This window comes from Bradyrhizobium sp. CCBAU 11434 (assembly GCF_028128895.1).
GTDB lineage: Bacteria > Pseudomonadota > Alphaproteobacteria > Rhizobiales > Xanthobacteraceae > Bradyrhizobium > Bradyrhizobium zhengyangense.
Map to the genome: position 1 here is coordinate 91,023 of NZ_LBJX01000097.1, position 16,604 is coordinate 107,626.

Genomic DNA, 16,604 nt, shown 5'->3' on the forward strand with positions numbered 1-16,604 from the left:
CCCCCCTTGTAAAGCACCAAAATGGTGCTTTAGTGCTTTTCATGAGCCCGTCGCCCCGAAACGCGCCATCGGCGCTTCGATACAGGCTTGCCCCTGACCCGGCCGCCAAGGCCGCGATGGAGGCGACGTTTAGGGCCTATGACCGCATGATGGAGATCCTGGATGAGGTCGCCCGGACCCACAATGTGGGCTCCAACGTCGTGCTGCTGCATGCCCATGCCTATGAGCCGATCCGGAAAGAGACCGCGCTGCCGTCACGGCTGGTGACGCTGGGCCTGCGCGACCGCACCGAGTATCGCGCCGCGCAAGGTCGCCGCCTGCCGCTCGACGACAAGCTCGCCAAGATCAAGGGGCCGGCCACCATTTCGATTTCAACCGTTCAAGGGCGCTTCAGCGTGCCCTTCGACTATGTCGGCTACGCGGATGGCTGGGGGCAGAGCGTGCCCGCGCATCTCATCCGCACCGACGACGGTTTCGAGGTTCACTACGGCGTCACGCCGAACAGTCTGCCAGAGGAGGAGAACGCTATGGATACCACCGCAGCCGCTCCCGAGAATTTCCTGTCGCGGGTCGGACGTCTGATCGCCGGCATCGCCTATGACGCGATCGAGCAGGCGGAAGGCAAGAACAAGCTTGGCGTGGTGGGACAGGCCATCCGCGAGATTGAGCGCGCCGAAGGCGAGGCGCGCGATGCGCTCGCGTCTGCGCGGGCCGAGGAATACCGCCTCAACGCCCGGCGAACCGAGATCGAGCGCGAGATGACCGATCTGACTGCGAAGATCGAGGGGGTGATCGCGGACGGGCGCGATGATCTCGCCCGCGCCGGCATCGCGCGGCAGATGGATCTGGAGGCACAGTTCGAGGTGCTCTCCCGCGCCATCGACGAGAACAACGAGAAGATCGAGCAATGCGTGACGTCGCTGCGCGCGGTGCTCTCGGCGCTCCAGGATGCCGAGCAGCGCCGCGCCGATCTCGCAAAGAGCGAGGCAGCTGCGAGCCATCAGGCCGCGACGTCGCCCCGCAAACAGGGCGGCACCTCGGCGGCGGCGAAGGCTCTGCGCGCGGGCAGGGCGGTGGCGCGCGCCACCGGCGTGCCGGCTGCCATCCCGTATTCAAGCGACATTGACGAGCTCAGCACGTTGCATCGCGACAAGGAGATTGCAGCGAGGCTGGCGCGGTTGAAGTCGCGCTCCTGAAGAGTATCGTGTCATGAGCGCATTGCTCGAACACGTCATGGCGCCGGAGGTCAGGCCGTTCGCGATCGCGGCGGCCATGATCCTCATCGTCGGCACGCTCGAAGTGGTCACCATGCTGGTCGGGGCCTCCTTGAGCGAGATGCTCGGCACCAGCATCGATTTCAGCCATCCCAGCGACAATGGCGTGATCAACGCCATCTCCTGGATCAATGTCGGCGGCGTGCCGCTCTTGATCTTCCTGCTGCTGGCGCTGGGCGCCTTCTCGATCACCGGCTTCCTGATCCAGGACGTCGCCCGAATGGTGGCCGGGCCCTTGCCGGCCAGTCTCGCCTCGCTTGCGGCCGTCGTCGTCTCGGTCCCGCTGGTCCGCGGCGCGAGCCGGGGCATCGCGCGGATCATTCCGAAGGATGAAAGCTACGCGATCGGCCTCGGCGATCTCGTCGGCCGCGTTGGCGAGGTCGTCGTCGGCCCGCTCGACCAGGGTCCGCCCGGCCGTGTCAGCGTCGCCGATATCCACGGCAACCGCCACTTCGTCTCGGCGGTGGCCGCTCCCAGCTCAGCGCCTTTGCCGCAGGGCACGCTGGTGCTGCTGGTCGACCGCGTCGATACCCGCTTCGTGGCTGTCAGGGCCGACGATGAACTGAAACCGACCAAACCCGCTCTAAGCAGCAGCTAAGTCATTTTTGGAGAAAGTCATGTTCGACATCGCAGTCCCGGCCATGATCGGCGTCACGCTGATCATCGTCCTCGGGATCATCTTCACCATCCTCTACAAGCGCGCCACCCGCGACGAGGCCTTCGTACGCACCGGCCTTGGCGGCAAGAAGGTCGTGCTCGACGGCGGCGCCATGATCCTGCCGATCTTTCACTCCTATGCCAGCGTCAACCTCAAGACGCTCAGGCTCACGGTCGAGCGCAAGGAGCGGGAGTCGCTCATCACCAAGGACCGGCTGCGCGTCGATATCGTCGCCGAATTCTACGTCCGCGTTCGCCCCGATGACGAGAGCATTGCGCTCGCAAGCCAGACCTTGGGCGCGCTGACCAATGACGCCGAAGCTCTGCGCAACCAGGTCGAGGCGAAATTCGTCGACGGCCTGCGCTCGGTGGCGGCGACCATGACCATCCTGGAATTGCAGGAAAAGCGCAGCGATTTCGTCAAGCACGTGCAGGCGACCGTCGAATCCGATGTGAAGTCCAACGGTCTCGAGCTGGAGTCGGTGTCGCTCACCAAGCTCGACCAGACCGACGTCAAGTTCTTCAACCCCGAGAACTTCTTCGACGCCGAAGGCCTGACCCAGCTCAAGACCATCACCGAGACCCGCCGCCGCGACCGCAACGCGATCGTGCGCGACAACGAGGTCGCTATCGCCCAGAAGGACCTCGAGGCGCGGCAGCAGACCCTGACCATCGAACGCACCAAGAAGGAAGCTGAGCTCTCGCAAGAGCGCGACATCGCCAACAAGACCGCGAGCACCCGCGCCGAAGTCGCAACCGCCACGCAGACCGCCCGCCTGACCGAGGAGAACGCGCGCATCGACACCGACCGGGCGGTTGCCGAGAAGGAGGCTGGCGCCAAGCAGGTCAAGGAAACTGCGGTCATCGAGTCCGACCTCGCCATCAACAAGCGCAAGACCGACGCGCAGCGCGAGATCCAGATCGCGACGCAGGAGAACGAGATCCAGATCGCATCCAAGAGCAAACAGACCTCGGAAGCCGTGGCCAACGCCAAGGCGGCCGAAGCACTTGCCGTTTCCGCAGAAGAAAAGGTGGTCACCGCGCGCGCGGTCGAGGTCGCGGATCGCGCCCGTCTGACCCAGGTGCTCGCCGCGCGCACGGAGGCCGAGCGCAAATCGACCGAGCTGATCGTCGCGGCCGAAGCCGAGAAGAAGGCCTCGCTCGACCGCGCCGAGGCCGTCAAGACACTGGCGACCGCCGAGGCTGAATCCAACAAGATCAAGGCGGTTGGTGTCCGCAATATCGGTGAGGCCGAGGCGGCCGTCATCACCATGAAGAACGAAGCGCAGAACAAGCTCGGCGCCAACGTCATCGATTTCGAGATTGCAAAGAAGCGGATCGAGACGATGCCCTCGGCGCTGGCGGAGATGGTCAGGCCGATCGCCAACCTCAAGGACGTCCGCATCCTGCATACCGGCGGCGCGTTCGGCGGCAACGGCGTCGGCGGCGGCAATGTCGGCTTCGGCGAGGGGCTCGCCGGCGAGCTCCTCAAGGTGCACGCCCTGCGGCCGATGATCGACGAGATCCTGCGCCAGAGCGGCTTTGCGACGGGCGACGATCCGGTGAAGACGCTGGTCGGCGCCGTGACCGGCAAGGCCAATGGTGCGGCGGTAACGCCGGCAGCGGTGCCTGCCCCGGAGAAAACAAACTCCGCCGATCTGTGAATGCCGGTTCATTGCTGCTGAGAAATCGAAACGATAAGAAATTGCCCGTGCGCGTCTCGCGTCGCGCACGGCTCCGGAGTGCAGTTCGATCGTGTGTCGAACCTTTCGACTGCGCTCCGGACGAATTTCTCGAGGCAACGCCATTTGTTGCCGCGGCGCCTGCGCCGATCGACGTCAGGCGCTGAGGCCTGTTTCTATCAGGGGATTTTCATATGAAGTATTTTCTCTCCGGACTGATCGCCGTCGGCCTGTCTCTCGCCGCCACGGCAGCCTTCGCCGCCGATTCCCGCAACGTCACCGTCGTCAACGAGACCGGCTACGCCATCAAATTCCTGGGCTTCAATGCCCCTGATGATGGCCTGGACGAATGGGACAACGAACTTGACAAGGTGTTGCAGAACCAGGCGAGCACCTATGTCGAGTTCGACGATGACGACGAGGGGTGCGTTTGGAACATCCGCGTTGACTGGCAGAACTATGACGAGTCCGTCCTGTGGAAGAACGTCAACCTCTGCAAGTTCACAGCGCTGCGGCTGCGCTACGACCCCGGCACCAAGACCACCTCGTTCGTCGCCGAGTAACCCGGCCTGACCCAAGCCCGAGGAGGGGCTGGATCAGTCCTTCCTCGATGCTTTGCGGATGATGACGAATTCGTCCTTTGCAAGCGCAATCGGCTTTGTTATACGCAGCGCGCGCGAACGAACGGTTCGCCCTTTTCCTCGGTAGCTCAGCGGTAGAGCATCCGACTGTTAATCGGATGGTCGCTGGTTCGAATCCAGCCCGGGGAGCCAAATTCCGCTTTATTTTCAGTTGTTTGTAGGCGTGCATTGATGTCGCACGCGATCTAGCTCGATCAATCCCTCAGCGCCGCCACGCCGGTATCCCCCGCAGAATCGCGTTCAAGCGGACGTGTACGCCGAGACGCACACCGCAAAGCAAGCGGCACCAAATCGACTTAATTCACATCGAGCGTTGCTGGGCCGGACTCTTACGGAGCTGATTCCCATGCCCGACATCCAGATCGACCGTGCCCGCCGGGCCCCCTCGATTCTACCGGCCGACGTCCCTGAATTGAGCGACGATGAATGCCTTGCTTGTCTTGCCCGCGCGGTCGAGACCCCCGATTCGGCGCGGCTGGACGAAGTGGCCGCCCTCATTGGCCGTCTGGCAGTTGCGATCGAATAAGCCGTCGCACCTCCATGCTCTAACGTTGCGCAACCGTTGGCTGACCGGCCAACGGACGTGTTGCGTTTTCGCGGAGCCTGTTCCAAAGATGCCGCAAATTCATCTCCGCGGCATCGTCCGCCTTGCAGGGTCCGCAAATGTCCGGTTTCTCGACCGCGCGCCAAAAAATGGTCGATGGCCAGGTGCGCACCAATGATGTCACCGATCGCCGCATTCTCGATGCCATGTTCACGGTTCCCCGCGAGGCCTTCGTGCCGGCGAGCCGACAGGCGCTGGCCTACCTCGACCTCGATCTCGACGTCAGCGAAGGCGCTGCCAAGCGTTATCTGATCAAGCCGCAGCTGACCGGCAAGCTGCTCCAAGCCGCTGAGATCGGCGAGGGCGACAACGTGCTGGTCGTCGGCTGCGCGACCGGCTACCTCGCCGCGCTGACCGCGAAGCTCGCGCGCCAGGTTACGGCCACGGAAGGCGATTCGGCTCTGGTTGCCAAAGCCAAGGACGCGTTTGCCAACCTCGGGCTCACAAACGTGACCTGCAAGGCCGCCGCCTGCGCCGAGGGCGACCCGGCCGCCGCGCCCTATGACGTGATCGTCCTCAACGGCGCGACCGAGGTGACGCCGGATGCTCTGTTTGGTCAGCTCAAAGAAGGCGGACGCCTGGTGGGGGTCTCGGCCGAATCCAGGCCGTCGCGAGCCATGATCGTTACCCGCTCGCACGGCGAATTCGGCTATCGGCCGCTGTTCGATGCGGCTGCCCCGGTGCTGCCCGGCCTGGAACGGGCCGCCGCCTTCGTCTTCTGACGGCTGAAATCCCGTTAAAATCCCGTTCTGAATCAGAAGTGTGGCCGGGATGCTGCACGTGAAGAGTTTCCGCTGGGAACTACTCGGGGGTAGTTCCGTCGCGCTTGACCGCGTCCTATGTTGCTGCGGGGCAACGACTCCACTCGGATACGGTAACCAGGCTCGCGGGCACGAGCTTGGCGTGAGAATGAACGGAATTTCAGGGATGCATAGGGTGAAGCTTTTCACCGGAGCAGCGGTTTCGGTCCTGCTGACGGCGCTTGCCGGGCCGACGCCTGCATTGGCGGATACGATCGAGGCTGCGCTGGTGCGCGCCTATCAGAACAATCCGCAGCTCAACGCACAGCGCGCCCAGGTGCGCTCGACCGACGAAGGAGTGCCTCAAGCTCTGTCGGGCTATCGCCCCACCGTCAAACTGAACCTTAGCAGCGGGTATCAATATCAGGACGTCCAGGCGACGCAGAAGGGCCTCGCCATCCATAGCGATCCGCCCCTTCAGCCCAACGCCGCCAGCGTGACCGTTAGTCAGACGCTCTACAATGGCAATCAGACCGCCAACAAGACGCGGGCAGCGGAGAGCCAGGTCTCCGGTACGCGCGAAGCACTGCGCAGCATGGATCAAAGCGTGCTTCTGAGTGCCGCTACGACCTATATGGACTATCTGCGCGACTCCGCGACCCTTGAAGTCCAGCGCAGCAACGTGCGTGTCCTCGAACAGACGCTGAAGCAGACGCGTGATCGCTTCAACGTGGGCGAGGTGACACGCACCGACGTCGCGCAATCCGAAGCGCAGCTGGCTGCCGGCAAGACTCAAGCGCTGACAGCGGAATCGACTCTCACGACGACGCGCGCGAATTTCCGCCGGGTCATCGGCAACGAGCCGTCGAATCTCGCACCCGGATCCCCGGTCGACCGGTTCCTGCCGCCAACGCTTGCCTCGGCAGTCGAGCTCAGTCTGACGGAACATCCCGATGTCACGGCTGCGATGTATGGCATCGACGTCAACTATCTCCAGGTCAAGGTCAACGAAGGCGCATTGCTGCCGACGGTCACCCTCAATGCGACTGCCAGCACAGCCTACCAGCAGCAGCTGACGGTTTTCCGAACGAATACCGCATCCGCCGTCGCGACGGCCTCCGTGCCGATCTATCAGGGCGGTGCAGAATATTCGCTGATCCGCCAATCCAAGGAAAACCTGGCGCAGCAGCGTCTGAACCTCGAGAAGACTCGTGACACTGTCCGCGCGAACGTGGTGCAGTTCTGGGGGGCTTTGCAGGCCGGCAAGGCGCAGGTGCAGTCCGCGCAGGCGCAGGTCACCGCGTCCGAGATCGCGCTGAACGGTGTGCGCGAGGAAGCCAAGGCCGGTCAGCGCACGACCCTCGACGTCCTCAACGCCCAGCAAGCGCTGGTCAATGCGCGCGTCGCGCTGGTCACCGCACAGCACGATCGGGTCGTTGCGTCCTACAACGTGCTCGCAGCCGTCGGTCGCCTTGCACCGCAGGTGCTCGGCCTAAACACCACCGTCTACGATCCGAGCGTGCACTACCACCAGGTCCGCGACAGCTGGGTCGGCGTGCGTACGCCCGACGGACGCTGATTGCCGTAGTTCTCCGGTCGGCCTCGCAAACTTGCAGAGACCGACCGGCGCTTTGCTTGCAATCGTCAAAAGCCCTGACATAGCCTTGCCAAGAAGCTGCTGGTCGATTCGGCCCGCATCCAATGTTGCGTGCGTAATGCTTGAGTGACGGGGCAGGGGCGCGCCGCCTCACTTTGAGCCGTGATCTGGGGACAAGTCTGGCTGTCGCGACGAAAATGTCGGACGACCCATCCGGAACCGGCCAATGCCGTCGTGCTTGGTGTAAAACAGCGCATGCGAGGGCGTTGATGATGTGGAGTCGGAGATGACGCAGCCTGCAAAGGTCACAGAACCCTCCATGGAGGAGATTCTGGCCTCGATCCGGCGCATCATTGCTGATGACGAGGCGAAGCCGCCGCCGGCAGAGGCTGCAAAGCCCGCACCTGCACCCGCGGCAAAGCCGATGGCCGACATCCCTCCGTCCAAAATCGCGCCTGCAAAACCTGCCGCCGAAAAGCCCGCGCCGCCGCCGGCTGCGAAGCCCGCGCCGCCTCCGTCGCCCGCGCCCGCCGCCGATGCCGGCCCCAACAACCAGGACGACATCGACGCGCTGCTGGCGGGGCTGGACGAGGCCACGTCTGCGCCTGAGGTGCGAGCTCCGGAGCCAGAACCCGAGCCTGAGCCAGAGCCAGAGCCCGACGTGCTCGAGCTGACCGACGAGATGGCGTTGGATCCCGAGCCGACACCGGCGCCGCCCCCGCCGAGCTTCCACAGGGTCGAGCCGCGCGACGATCTCGAATTCGCCGAGGCACCGCCGCCGCGTCCAACGCCTCCGCCGTCCTACGCGCCGGTCGATTACGACGCGCCGCCGCTGCCGCCGCAGCAGCCGATTCTGGCCCAGTCGACCGTCTCGGCGGTCGAATCCGCCTTCAATTCGCTGGCTCACACGGTGCTCAGCAGCAACGCGCGGACGCTGGAGGACCTGGTCAAGGAGATGCTGCGCCCGATGCTGAAATCCTGGCTCGACGACAATCTGCCGGGCCTGGTCGAACGCATTGTGAAGGCCGAAATCGAGCGGGTCTCACGCGGCGGTCGGTGACGGCCGAAGCCAAGCCCTCATAAAGCCCCGCTTGAGCGCCATATTCGGCCTGCCGAACGGGCCGGAAAGCCCTTTTGCCGCTGAGCTTTCCGTTGACTTGAGCCCCGCGCGCGGCTTTCTAGCAGCCCCATGATCGAGAAAAATTACCAGCCCGCCGATATCGAAGCTCGCATGTCCGTGGTGTGGGAGGACAGCCTTGCCTTCAAGGCTGGCCGTCCCGACCGCCGCGACGCAGTGCCCTTTACCATCGTGATCCCGCCGCCGAACGTGACGGGCTCGCTGCACATGGGCCACGCCCTCAACAACACGCTCCAGGACATCCTGTGCCGGTTCGAGCGCATGCGCGGCCGCGACGTGCTGTGGCAGCCCGGTACCGACCATGCCGGCATCGCCACCCAGATGGTGGTCGAGCGGCAGCTGATGGAGCGCCAGCAGCCCGGGCGCCGCGAGATGGGTCGCGAGAAGTTCCTGGAGCGGGTCTGGCAGTGGAAGGCCGAGAGCGGCGACACCATCATCAACCAGCTCAAGCGTCTCGGCGCCTCCTGCGACTGGTCGCGCGAGCGCTTCACTATGGACGAGGGCCTGTCCAAGGCCGTCATCAAGGTGTTCGTTGAACTGCACCGCGACGGCCTAATCTACAAGGACAAGCGGCTGGTGAACTGGGACACCAAGCTGCTCACCGCGATCTCCGATCTCGAAGTGCAGCAGACCGAGGTGAAGGGTCACCTTTGGTACCTGCGCTATCCGATCGAGGGCAAGACCTTCGATCCGGAGGATCGCTCGACCTTCATCGTGGTTGCCACCACGCGGCCCGAGACCATGCTCGGCGATACCGGCGTAGCCGTGCATCCCGAGGACGAGCGCTATCAGAAGCTGATCGGCAAGAACGTGGTCCTGCCGCTGGTCGGCCGCAAGATCAGGATCGTCGCCGACGAATATTCCGATCCGGAAAAGGGCTCGGGCGCGGTGAAGGTGACGCCGGCGCACGACTTCAACGATTTCGAGGTCGGCAATCGCCACGGCCTGCGCCGCATCAGCGTGCTGGACAAGGAAGGATGCCTCGACCTCGTCGACAACGAGGATTATCTGAAAGGCCTGCCGGAAGGCGCCGCGCAATTCGCCGAGGAGTTCAACAAGGTCGACCGCTTCGCGGCGCGCAAGCGCATCGTCGAGCGGCTGGAATCGTTCGGCTTCGTCGAGCGCATCGAGCCGCACACCCACATGGTCCCGCACGGTGATCGGTCCAACAGCGTGATCGAGCCGTATCTCACCGATCAGTGGTATGTCGACGCCAAAACGCTGGCAAAGCCTGCGATTGCGGCGGTGCGTTCGGGCGAGACGACCTTCGTGCCGAAGAATTGGGAGAAGACCTATTACGAGTGGATGGAGAACATCCAGCCCTGGTGCATTTCGCGCCAGCTCTGGTGGGGCCATCAGATCCCGGCTTGGTACGGCCCAGACGGCAAGGTGTTCGTCGCAGAGACCGAGGAGGAGGCGATCAGCCATGCGCTCGGCTATTATGTCGAGCAGGAAGTCATCACGGTCGAACAGGGCCGCGAAATGGCGCTCGACCGCAACAAGCGCGAAGGCTTCATCACGCGCGATGAGGACGTGCTCGACACCTGGTTCTCCTCAGCGCTGTGGCCGTTCTCGACGCTCGGCTGGCCTGAAGATGCGCCCGAGGTGCAGCGCTACTACCCGACCAACGCGCTGGTGACCGGCTTCGACATCATCTTCTTCTGGGTCGCCCGAATGATGATGATGGGCCTTCACTTCATGAAGGAGATCCCGTTCTCGACGATCTACATCCACGCCCTCGTCCGCGACGAGAAGGGCGCCAAGATGTCGAAGTCCAAAGGCAACGTCATCGATCCCCTCAACCTGATCGACGAATATGGCGCCGACGCGTTGCGCTTCACGTTGGCTGCGATGGCCGCGCAAGGGCGCGACATCAAGCTCGCCACCAGCCGCGTCGAAGGCTACCGCAATTTCGCGACCAAGCTCTGGAACGCCTCGCGCTTCGCCGAGATGAACCATTGCGCCGTGCCCGAAGGTTTCGAGCCGGCCAAGGCCAAGGAAACGCTGAACCGCTGGATCGCCCATGAAAGCGCGCACACCACGCGCGAGGTGACCGAAGCCATCGAGGCCTATCGCTTCAACGATGCCGCCGGCGCGATCTACCGCTTCGTCTGGAACGTCTATTGCGATTGGTATGTTGAACTCGCCAAGCCCGTCCTGCTCGGTCCCGATAGCCCCGCCAAGGACGAGACCCGCGCCATGGTCGCCTGGGCGCGCGACGAGATCCTGAAGCTGCTGCACCCCTTCATGCCCTTCATCACCGAAGAGCTGTGGGAGGTAACGGCCAAGCGCGATGGCCTGCTCGCGCTGGCACCATGGCCGCTGAAGCGGGCTGAGCCGACACCGGAGCAGCTTGCGATGCTCGCGGCTGCAGCCGGGCCGACCGATCCGCTGGTCTCGCCGGCGTTCGTGATGCCGATCTTCGACCACGCCGACTTCACCGATCCCAAGGCGGAGGCGGAGATCGGCTGGGTGATCGACCTGATCACGCAGATCCGCTCGGTGCGCGCCGAGATGAATATTGCACCGGCGACGCTGACGGCCCTCGTGCTCGCGGGGGCCTCGGCCGAGACCAGGGAACGTGCGCCACGCTGGACCGACGTCATCAAGCGCATGGCGCGGCTGTCGGACATCTCCTTCGCCGATCGCGCGCCTGACGGAGCGGTTCAACTCCTCGTGCGCGGCGAGGTCGCGGCGCTGCCGCTGAAGGGCGTGGTCGATTTCGCCGCCGAGCGTGCACGCCTCGACAAGGAAATCGGCAAGGCCGACGCCGACATCAAGCGTGCCGAGTCCAAGCTCGCCAACGAGAAGTTCGTCGCCAACGCGGCCGAAGAGGTCGTCGAGGAAGAGCGCGAAAAGCGCGAGGCGGCGCTGGCCCGCAAGGCCAAGCTGCTCGAGGCGCTGGAGCGGCTGAAGCAGGCGTCGTAGGCCTATTTCGGAAACGGCTTGCTGAGGAATTTCGAGCCCTTGACGCCATAGCGCCAGGGTAGCTCGACCGCCTTGGTGATGCCGATCCGGATGCCAGTTGCGACCTCGAGATCCTCCGTCCGCGCATGCAGCGCGATCGGCGGCCGGTCCAAGGGCAGGGTGTTGTGCGCGATGGTGATGCCGAGCGCCTCGGTCAGCTTGCCCGGACCCGAGCACAGTGCGTGCACCTCCTGGAGATGGCGCCGTCGGCGCATTGCGGCGAGGCCATGGGTCGGCTCCAGCGCACGGATCAGCACGGCGCTGGCCGAGCCTGCGGCCTCGCAGACGAAGTTGACGCACCAGTGGATGCCGTAGGAGCGGTAGACATAAGCAAAGCCGGGCGGACCGAACATGATCTGGTTCCGCGGCGTCGGGCCATTGTAGGAGTGCGCCGCCGGCTCGGTATGATGATAGGCCTCGACCTCGACGATGATCCCGCCGACGCCGTCGACCAGCATGGTGGCCCCGATCAGGTCGTGAGCGACCTCGCGGACGTCGCGGTCGAAAAAGCCGCGCTTCAGGGCTTTGCCGAGCCGGGGTGTGGAAGTCTTCGAGACTGGAGCCATTCGAGGTGAGAATCGCCTGAGAACAGAGCAGGATATTGCCCATATCTGCCATGTTCCCTGAAGCGGCGCGAGCCGGGTTGCGGCAGGCAGCCAGACCGACTAGGTAGGACCTGAACAGACCGGACAGATCATGGTCGTTATTGTCGATACCATCACGAACCCGCTGCGCCCGCGCCACCCCGAAAAGGTGAACCGCCCTGATTCCGCTTCGCCGCCGAAGCCGGACTGGATTCGCGTGCGCGCGCCCAACACCCGCGGCTATGCCGACACCCGCAACATCGTGCGTGCCAACGGCCTGCACACGGTGTGCGAGGAGGCCGGCTGCCCGAACATCGGCGAGTGCTGGGACAAGAAGCACGCGACCTTCATGATCATGGGCGACACCTGCACCCGCGCCTGCGCCTTCTGCAACGTCAAGACCGGCCTGCCCAACGCGCTGGATACGGCCGAGCCGCAGAACGTCGCAGAGGCTGTCGCCAAGCTGGGTCTCGCCCACGTCGTCATCACCTCGGTCGACCGCGACGATCTCGCCGATGGCGGAGCCGAGCATTTTGCCCAGACCATCCGCGCCATCCGCGCCGCCTGTCCCTCGACCACCATCGAGATCCTGACGCCGGACTTTTTGCGCAAGGAGGGAGCGCTCGAAGTCGTCGTCGCCGCGCGGCCCGACGTATTCAACCACAATCTCGAGACCGTGCCGTCGCGCTATCTCACGGTGCGGCCCGGTGCGCGCTACTTCCACTCGATCCGGCTGCTGCAGCGGGTCAAGGAGCTCGATCCCACCATCTTCACCAAATCAGGCATCATGGTCGGCCTCGGCGAGGAGCGCCACGAGGTGCAGCAGGTGATGGACGATCTGCGCTCGGCCGACGTCGATTTCCTGACCATCGGGCAATATCTCCAGCCGACCCGCAAGCACCACGCCGTGATGCGCTACGTGCCGCCGGACGAGTTCAGTTCTTACGAGAAGGTCGCCTACACCAAGGGCTTCCTGATGGTGTCGGCGAGCCCGCTGACACGCTCGTCGCATCACGCCGGCGAGGACTTTGCGAGACTGAAGGCCGCTCGGGCCGCGACCGCGCGCTGAACCGATATGCCCAAATTTTCGAGCAAGCGCCGTGTCAATCACAGCGCACCCGAGATGTTTGATCTGGTCGCCGACGTCGAGCGTTACCCGGAATTCGTGCCGCTGTGCAGCGCGCTGAAGATCCGCCAGCGGATGGCGAAGCCCGACGGCACCGAGGTGCTGGTCGCCGACATGACTGTGTCGTTCAAGCTGGTCAAGGAATCCTTCACCAGCCGCGTGACGCTCGACCGCGCGAATCTGAAGATCCTGGTCGAATATCTGCAAGGTCCCTTCAGTAATCTCGAAAATCGCTGGACGTTCGAGGCGAGAGGCCAGCAGGACGGCAATGAATTCTGCGACGTCGGCTTCTTCCTCGCCTATGAATTTAAGAGCCGCATGCTGGCGATGCTGATGGGCTCGATGTTCGACGCGGCGTTTGCGCGGTTTTCAACCGCGTTCGAAAAGCGGGCGGATGCGATCTACGGCCGGCCGAAGCTGGCGTCGTCCTGATCAATCCACGGCTTTGACGACATCCGGCGGCTGCGAGGCGTAATACGCTGCGGCAGCATCAATCTCCTGAGGCGTCATCGCGCGGGCGATGTTGCGCATCTGCTGGCTGATGTCATTGCGGCGCTCGCCTTCGGCAAACGCCTGGAGCTGAGCTTTCATGTAGGCCTCGGACTGTCCTTCCAGCCACGGGCTGCCGGTCTTGTTGTCGAGGCTGCCATGGCAGGCGCCGCAGGGTGCGATGCCGCGCAGCGGCGCACCAAAGATGACGATGTTGGGCTTCGGTAGTTGCGGCGTCGGGTGATAGGCCGGAAGCCGTGGCAAATAAGCATAATAGTTTGAGAGGTCGGCGATTTCATCGTCGGTCAGGTTGACGGCAAACGGCGACATCACGGCATTGCTGCGCGCACCGGAGCGGAAATCGTGCAGCTCCTTGTAGATCACGGCGGCATATTGGCCGGCGAGGTTCGGCGAGTCTGCGCGGCTGATGCCGGTCGGACCGTGACAGATGGCACAGCGCTGCGCCAGCGTCGCACCGCGGCCGATCGCTTCCTGGCTTGGACGCGACAGCGTATGCGAGGTCAGGACGACATCGGACAGACGTTTTGTCTCTTCGGGCGCTGTGACGGTCGCGGTCCGTTGTACCACGCCTGCGGCGCTACAGATCGCGTCCCAGACATTGGCGAACTGGATCCAGGGCTGGGCAAAGGGCAGCACGATAAAGCCGGCAATCGCGGTCACAATCAGGATTGCGGCAATGATGCCGACGCCCCGCGTGAAATGAGGATTGTTGAGGGAGAAAAGGTCGCGGGCGCTCATCACTGCGCTCCCACATAGACGGCTGGCACCGATGTCCCCGTGGTCGCGAGGTTGAGGATCGGATAGCCGTAGTTGGTGATGGTGAGCGCGATCATCAATGCCACCCACAGCGCATGGGTGTTGAGTGCAACGGGCACGGTTGCCGGCTGGTGCACGGCGACCGCAAAGCGATAGGCGCCGGCGTCGACCTGAGGCGCACGCATGCCGCGCGCTAGGATGACAATGAACATGATCCCCGAGGTCAGCAGGACGAAGCCGCCGATCGCGGAGAATATCACCGAAAGCGCCTGCGGCGCGATCGCGGGATCGGCGAAGTCGAAATAGGCCATGCGGCGCGGCATGCCCAAAATGCCGACCCAGTGCCACGGGAAGGTGGTGACGACCATGCCGATGAACCACAGCCACAGCTGGGTGCGGATAAGACGGACATCGATCAGCTCGCGTCCGGTCAGATGCGGCCATAGATCATAGGCGATCGCAAAATACATGATGACGATGGCGCCGCCGAAGATCAGGTGGAAATGACCGGTGATCCACTGGGTGTTGTGGATGGACGCATCGAGCTGATAGCTCATGTTGATGAGCCCGCCGGCGCCGCCAAAGCCGAGCATGACGAAGGAGAACGCCAACGCCAGCATCATCGGATTGTCCCAGGGCAGGGCCCTGAGCCAGCCGAACAGGCCGCGGCCACCGCGAAGCCGCGCCGCGATCTCGACCGAGGCGCAGATCGTGAACACCGTGAGCAACGTCGGCAGCGCCACGAGCGCGGTGAAAGCCGAATGGATGAACTTGAAGCCGGCGCCGACTTGCGGATCGGCGAAGGTGTGGTGCATGCCGATGGGCATGGCCACCACCAGGAACAGGATGAAGGAGATCCGCGCCATGCTGTCCGAGTAGACCCGGCCGCCGATTGCGCGCGGCACGATCGTGTAATAGGCGATGTAGGTCGGCATCAGCCAGAAATAGACGATGGCGTGGAGCGTCCAGGAGAAGAACACCCGGGCAAGCCCCGCATCGATGGTGTTCTTTAGCCCCGCGGCGACGGGAATGATCTGGAGCAGCAACTCGAGCGCCGCGCCGACCGCGGTCCAGGCCCAGAGATAGGAGCCGGCGACATTGGCGAACATCGCGAGCGGCACCGGCGCCCCAGGATGGGCCTTGCGCCAGATGCGCAAGTTAATCGACATCAGCGCGACCCAGATCCAGGAGCCGACCACGACCAGCACGACCCCGAGGTAGTAGAAGATGTTGCCGATCAGCGGCGGATAGAACGTGTAGAGCACGGAGGCGCGCCCGAGCGCGATCGGGATCACCGCCATGATGCTGCCGGCGACGATCAGCCAGAATCCGGTCCAGGCCCAGCGCACGCCGACCAGGCGCTGCTCCAGCGCGGACTCGCTGATGGCATAGCCAAATCCCATCGCGACCAGCGTCGGGAACACGTAGCCCATGACTGTGCCGTGCGCGGTCAGCGAGCGGTAATAGAGTTCGGGGTTGGAGAGCCAGGTGCCGAGCGGGCTACGAATGAACATCTGCCAGGCGCCAAGCGTCAGCGCGACGCCGAACACCGCAAACGCCAGCCAGAAATGGGCGAGAATGAGCTTCCTATTGACCAACACAGCTCAGCCTCCCGCCGGCCTTCGCGCGATTTGCGAAGTCAGTCTTGTCGATCACCTTGATCTTGCCCCACATGCCTTCATGGCCGAAGGAACAGAACTCCTGGCAGGGCATCAGATAGTCGCCGGTCTTTGTAAAGCGCATCAGCTGCTCGGAGATGTAGCCCGGCACCAGCATCGTGTTGACGTTGGTGCCCTGGACCAGGATGCCGTGCACAACGTCGGCGCTGGTCGCGCGCAGCGTGATCGGCGTATCGACGGGCACCACGATGCAGGCCGGCGTGAAGGAATATTGCTGGCCAATTGCGCGCACGGTGACATTGCCGTTGGCTTCCAGCACGCTGCCGAGATTGCTCTCGACGAACTCGCCCGAGAGATGGATGCGCGAGGGGTCGGTGGTCTCGACTCGCGGCTGCGGCATGGTCGCACGATGGATGCCGGCGAAAGCCGCGAGCAACGCCATGCCCACGATGATGATCACGGCAATCGTGGCCCAGCGCCGCTCGACGCGCGCCGCGACCTCGACGCTGCCGTGGGCTTGCCCTGTGCTCATTGCAGCGACCCGCGCGGCAGGAAGACGAACAGATAGAACGCGAGCCACATCGCGACCACGCAGGCCGTGGCGATGCCGGCCAGCACAATCGCGCCTGACGGCCCCTGGGCAACGACTTCCTCGACGGCCTGATCGGCGGCTGCTGGGCTGGTTGGAGGATCGGAATTGAACATGGCG

Annotated in this window: 16 protein-coding genes and 1 tRNA gene; 12 read left to right on the plus strand and 5 right to left on the minus strand. The window is 64.0% G+C overall.

The genetic code is table 11. From position 1 onward, the window contains the following. The first annotated feature begins 32 nt into the window (after positions 1 to 32). From XI06_RS28455 to XI06_RS28500, 10 genes are all read left to right on the plus strand, one after another. A complete protein-coding gene (locus tag XI06_RS28455; RefSeq protein WP_271607040.1) occupies positions 33 to 1,196 on the plus strand; it encodes a PspA/IM30 family protein in 1,164 nt (387 codons plus the stop codon). A 13-nt stretch (positions 1,197 to 1,209) separates the two neighbouring features. Next, on the plus strand, positions 1,210 to 1,872 hold the full coding sequence (locus XI06_RS28460) for an OB-fold-containig protein (protein WP_237862470.1): 663 nt from the start codon (positions 1,210 to 1,212) through the stop codon (positions 1,870 to 1,872). A 19-nt stretch (positions 1,873 to 1,891) separates the two neighbouring features. Continuing rightward, a complete protein-coding gene (locus XI06_RS28465; RefSeq protein WP_237862469.1) occupies positions 1,892 to 3,595 on the plus strand; it encodes a flotillin family protein in 1,704 nt (567 codons plus the stop codon). A 212-nt stretch (positions 3,596 to 3,807) separates the two neighbouring features. Beyond that, the gene (locus XI06_RS28470) at positions 3,808 to 4,176 is read left to right on the plus strand and encodes a hypothetical protein (RefSeq protein WP_237869043.1); all 369 of its coding nucleotides are present in this window, start codon (positions 3,808 to 3,810) and stop codon (positions 4,174 to 4,176) included. Between the two features lie 135 nt (positions 4,177 to 4,311). Next, a tRNA-Asn gene (locus XI06_RS28475) sits at positions 4,312 to 4,386 on the plus strand. Positions 4,387 to 4,600: 214 nt separating this feature from the next. Next, complete coding sequence (locus XI06_RS28480; protein ID WP_237862467.1) at positions 4,601 to 4,780, plus strand: hypothetical protein; 180 nt, start codon at positions 4,601 to 4,603, stop codon at positions 4,778 to 4,780. 137 nt (positions 4,781 to 4,917) lie between these two features. Next, entirely contained in the window at positions 4,918 to 5,580 is a 663-nt protein-coding gene (locus XI06_RS28485) for a protein-L-isoaspartate O-methyltransferase family protein (protein ID WP_237862466.1), read from the plus strand. 205 nt (positions 5,581 to 5,785) lie between these two features. Beyond that, positions 5,786 to 7,177: a TolC family outer membrane protein gene (locus XI06_RS28490; RefSeq protein WP_237862581.1), complete on the plus strand. Its 1,392-nt coding sequence runs from the start codon at positions 5,786 to 5,788 to the stop codon at positions 7,175 to 7,177. 304 nt (positions 7,178 to 7,481) lie between these two features. After that, the gene (locus XI06_RS28495; protein ID WP_237862465.1) at positions 7,482 to 8,255 is read left to right on the plus strand and encodes a PopZ family protein; all 774 of its coding nucleotides are present in this window, start codon (positions 7,482 to 7,484) and stop codon (positions 8,253 to 8,255) included. Positions 8,256 to 8,384: 129 nt separating this feature from the next. Then, on the plus strand, positions 8,385 to 11,261 hold the full coding sequence (locus tag XI06_RS28500) for a valine--tRNA ligase (RefSeq protein WP_237862464.1): 2,877 nt from the start codon (positions 8,385 to 8,387) through the stop codon (positions 11,259 to 11,261). Between the two features lie 2 nt (positions 11,262 to 11,263). Here the strand turns inward: XI06_RS28500 and XI06_RS28505 are convergent, their stop codons facing one another. Next, positions 11,264 to 11,866 (minus strand): DNA-3-methyladenine glycosylase, encoded by a 603-nt coding sequence (locus XI06_RS28505; protein ID WP_237862463.1) that lies wholly within the window; start codon positions 11,864 to 11,866, stop codon positions 11,264 to 11,266. Positions 11,867 to 11,996: 130 nt separating this feature from the next. On the opposite strand from XI06_RS28505, the gene lipA reads away from it, so the two are divergent. Beyond that, positions 11,997 to 12,953: a lipoyl synthase gene (gene lipA / locus XI06_RS28510; protein ID WP_237862462.1), complete on the plus strand. Its 957-nt coding sequence runs from the start codon at positions 11,997 to 11,999 to the stop codon at positions 12,951 to 12,953. A 6-nt stretch (positions 12,954 to 12,959) separates the two neighbouring features. After that, positions 12,960 to 13,442, plus strand: coding sequence for a type II toxin-antitoxin system RatA family toxin (locus XI06_RS28515; RefSeq protein WP_237862461.1), 483 nt, complete (start codon positions 12,960 to 12,962; stop codon positions 13,440 to 13,442). Here XI06_RS28515 and XI06_RS28520 read toward each other — a convergent pair whose 3' ends face one another. Genes XI06_RS28520 through XI06_RS28535 form a run of 4 tightly spaced genes read right to left on the minus strand, consistent with a single transcriptional unit; the run spans position 13,443 to position 16,600 of the window. Continuing rightward, the gene (locus XI06_RS28520) at positions 13,443 to 14,258 is read right to left on the minus strand and encodes a c-type cytochrome (protein WP_237862460.1); all 816 of its coding nucleotides are present in this window, start codon (positions 14,256 to 14,258) and stop codon (positions 13,443 to 13,445) included. After that, positions 14,258 to 15,877, minus strand: coding sequence for a b(o/a)3-type cytochrome-c oxidase subunit 1 (locus tag XI06_RS28525; RefSeq protein ID WP_237869041.1), 1,620 nt, complete (start codon positions 15,875 to 15,877; stop codon positions 14,258 to 14,260). Before XI06_RS28525 ends, XI06_RS28520 begins: the two co-directional genes overlap by 1 nt. Next, on the minus strand, positions 15,864 to 16,427 hold the full coding sequence (locus tag XI06_RS28530) for a cytochrome C oxidase subunit II (RefSeq protein WP_237862458.1): 564 nt from the start codon (positions 16,425 to 16,427) through the stop codon (positions 15,864 to 15,866). The genes XI06_RS28525 and XI06_RS28530 overlap by 14 nt, the downstream gene beginning before the upstream one ends. Continuing rightward, complete coding sequence (locus XI06_RS28535; protein ID WP_211395848.1) at positions 16,424 to 16,600, minus strand: hypothetical protein; 177 nt, start codon at positions 16,598 to 16,600, stop codon at positions 16,424 to 16,426. The genes XI06_RS28530 and XI06_RS28535 overlap by 4 nt, the downstream gene beginning before the upstream one ends. Between the last annotated feature and the right edge of the window lie 4 nt (positions 16,601 to 16,604).

Coding starts and splice junctions, on each gene's coding strand:
- XI06_RS28490 (WP_237862581.1), top strand. CDS start 5,786: ATGCATAGGGTGAAGCTTTTCACCGGAGCAGCGGTTTCGGTCCTGCTG.
- XI06_RS28500 (WP_237862464.1), top strand. CDS start 8,385: ATGATCGAGAAAAATTACCAGCCCGCCGATATCGAAGCTCGCATGTCC.
- XI06_RS28520 (WP_237862460.1), bottom strand. CDS start 14,258: ATGAGCGCCCGCGACCTTTTCTCCCTCAACAATCCTCATTTCACGCGG.
- XI06_RS28470 (WP_237869043.1), top strand. CDS start 3,808: ATGAAGTATTTTCTCTCCGGACTGATCGCCGTCGGCCTGTCTCTCGCC.
- XI06_RS28465 (WP_237862469.1), top strand. CDS start 1,892: ATGTTCGACATCGCAGTCCCGGCCATGATCGGCGTCACGCTGATCATC.
- XI06_RS28480 (WP_237862467.1), top strand. CDS start 4,601: ATGCCCGACATCCAGATCGACCGTGCCCGCCGGGCCCCCTCGATTCTA.
- XI06_RS28485 (WP_237862466.1), top strand. CDS start 4,918: ATGTCCGGTTTCTCGACCGCGCGCCAAAAAATGGTCGATGGCCAGGTG.
- XI06_RS28495 (WP_237862465.1), top strand. CDS start 7,482: ATGACGCAGCCTGCAAAGGTCACAGAACCCTCCATGGAGGAGATTCTG.
- XI06_RS28505 (WP_237862463.1), bottom strand. CDS start 11,866: ATGGCTCCAGTCTCGAAGACTTCCACACCCCGGCTCGGCAAAGCCCTG.
- XI06_RS28515 (WP_237862461.1), top strand. CDS start 12,960: ATGCCCAAATTTTCGAGCAAGCGCCGTGTCAATCACAGCGCACCCGAG.
- XI06_RS28460 (WP_237862470.1), top strand. CDS start 1,210: ATGAGCGCATTGCTCGAACACGTCATGGCGCCGGAGGTCAGGCCGTTC.
- XI06_RS28535 (WP_211395848.1), bottom strand. CDS start 16,600: ATGTTCAATTCCGATCCTCCAACCAGCCCAGCAGCCGCCGATCAGGCC.
- lipA (WP_237862462.1), top strand. CDS start 11,997: ATGGTCGTTATTGTCGATACCATCACGAACCCGCTGCGCCCGCGCCAC.
- XI06_RS28530 (WP_237862458.1), bottom strand. CDS start 16,427: ATGAGCACAGGGCAAGCCCACGGCAGCGTCGAGGTCGCGGCGCGCGTC.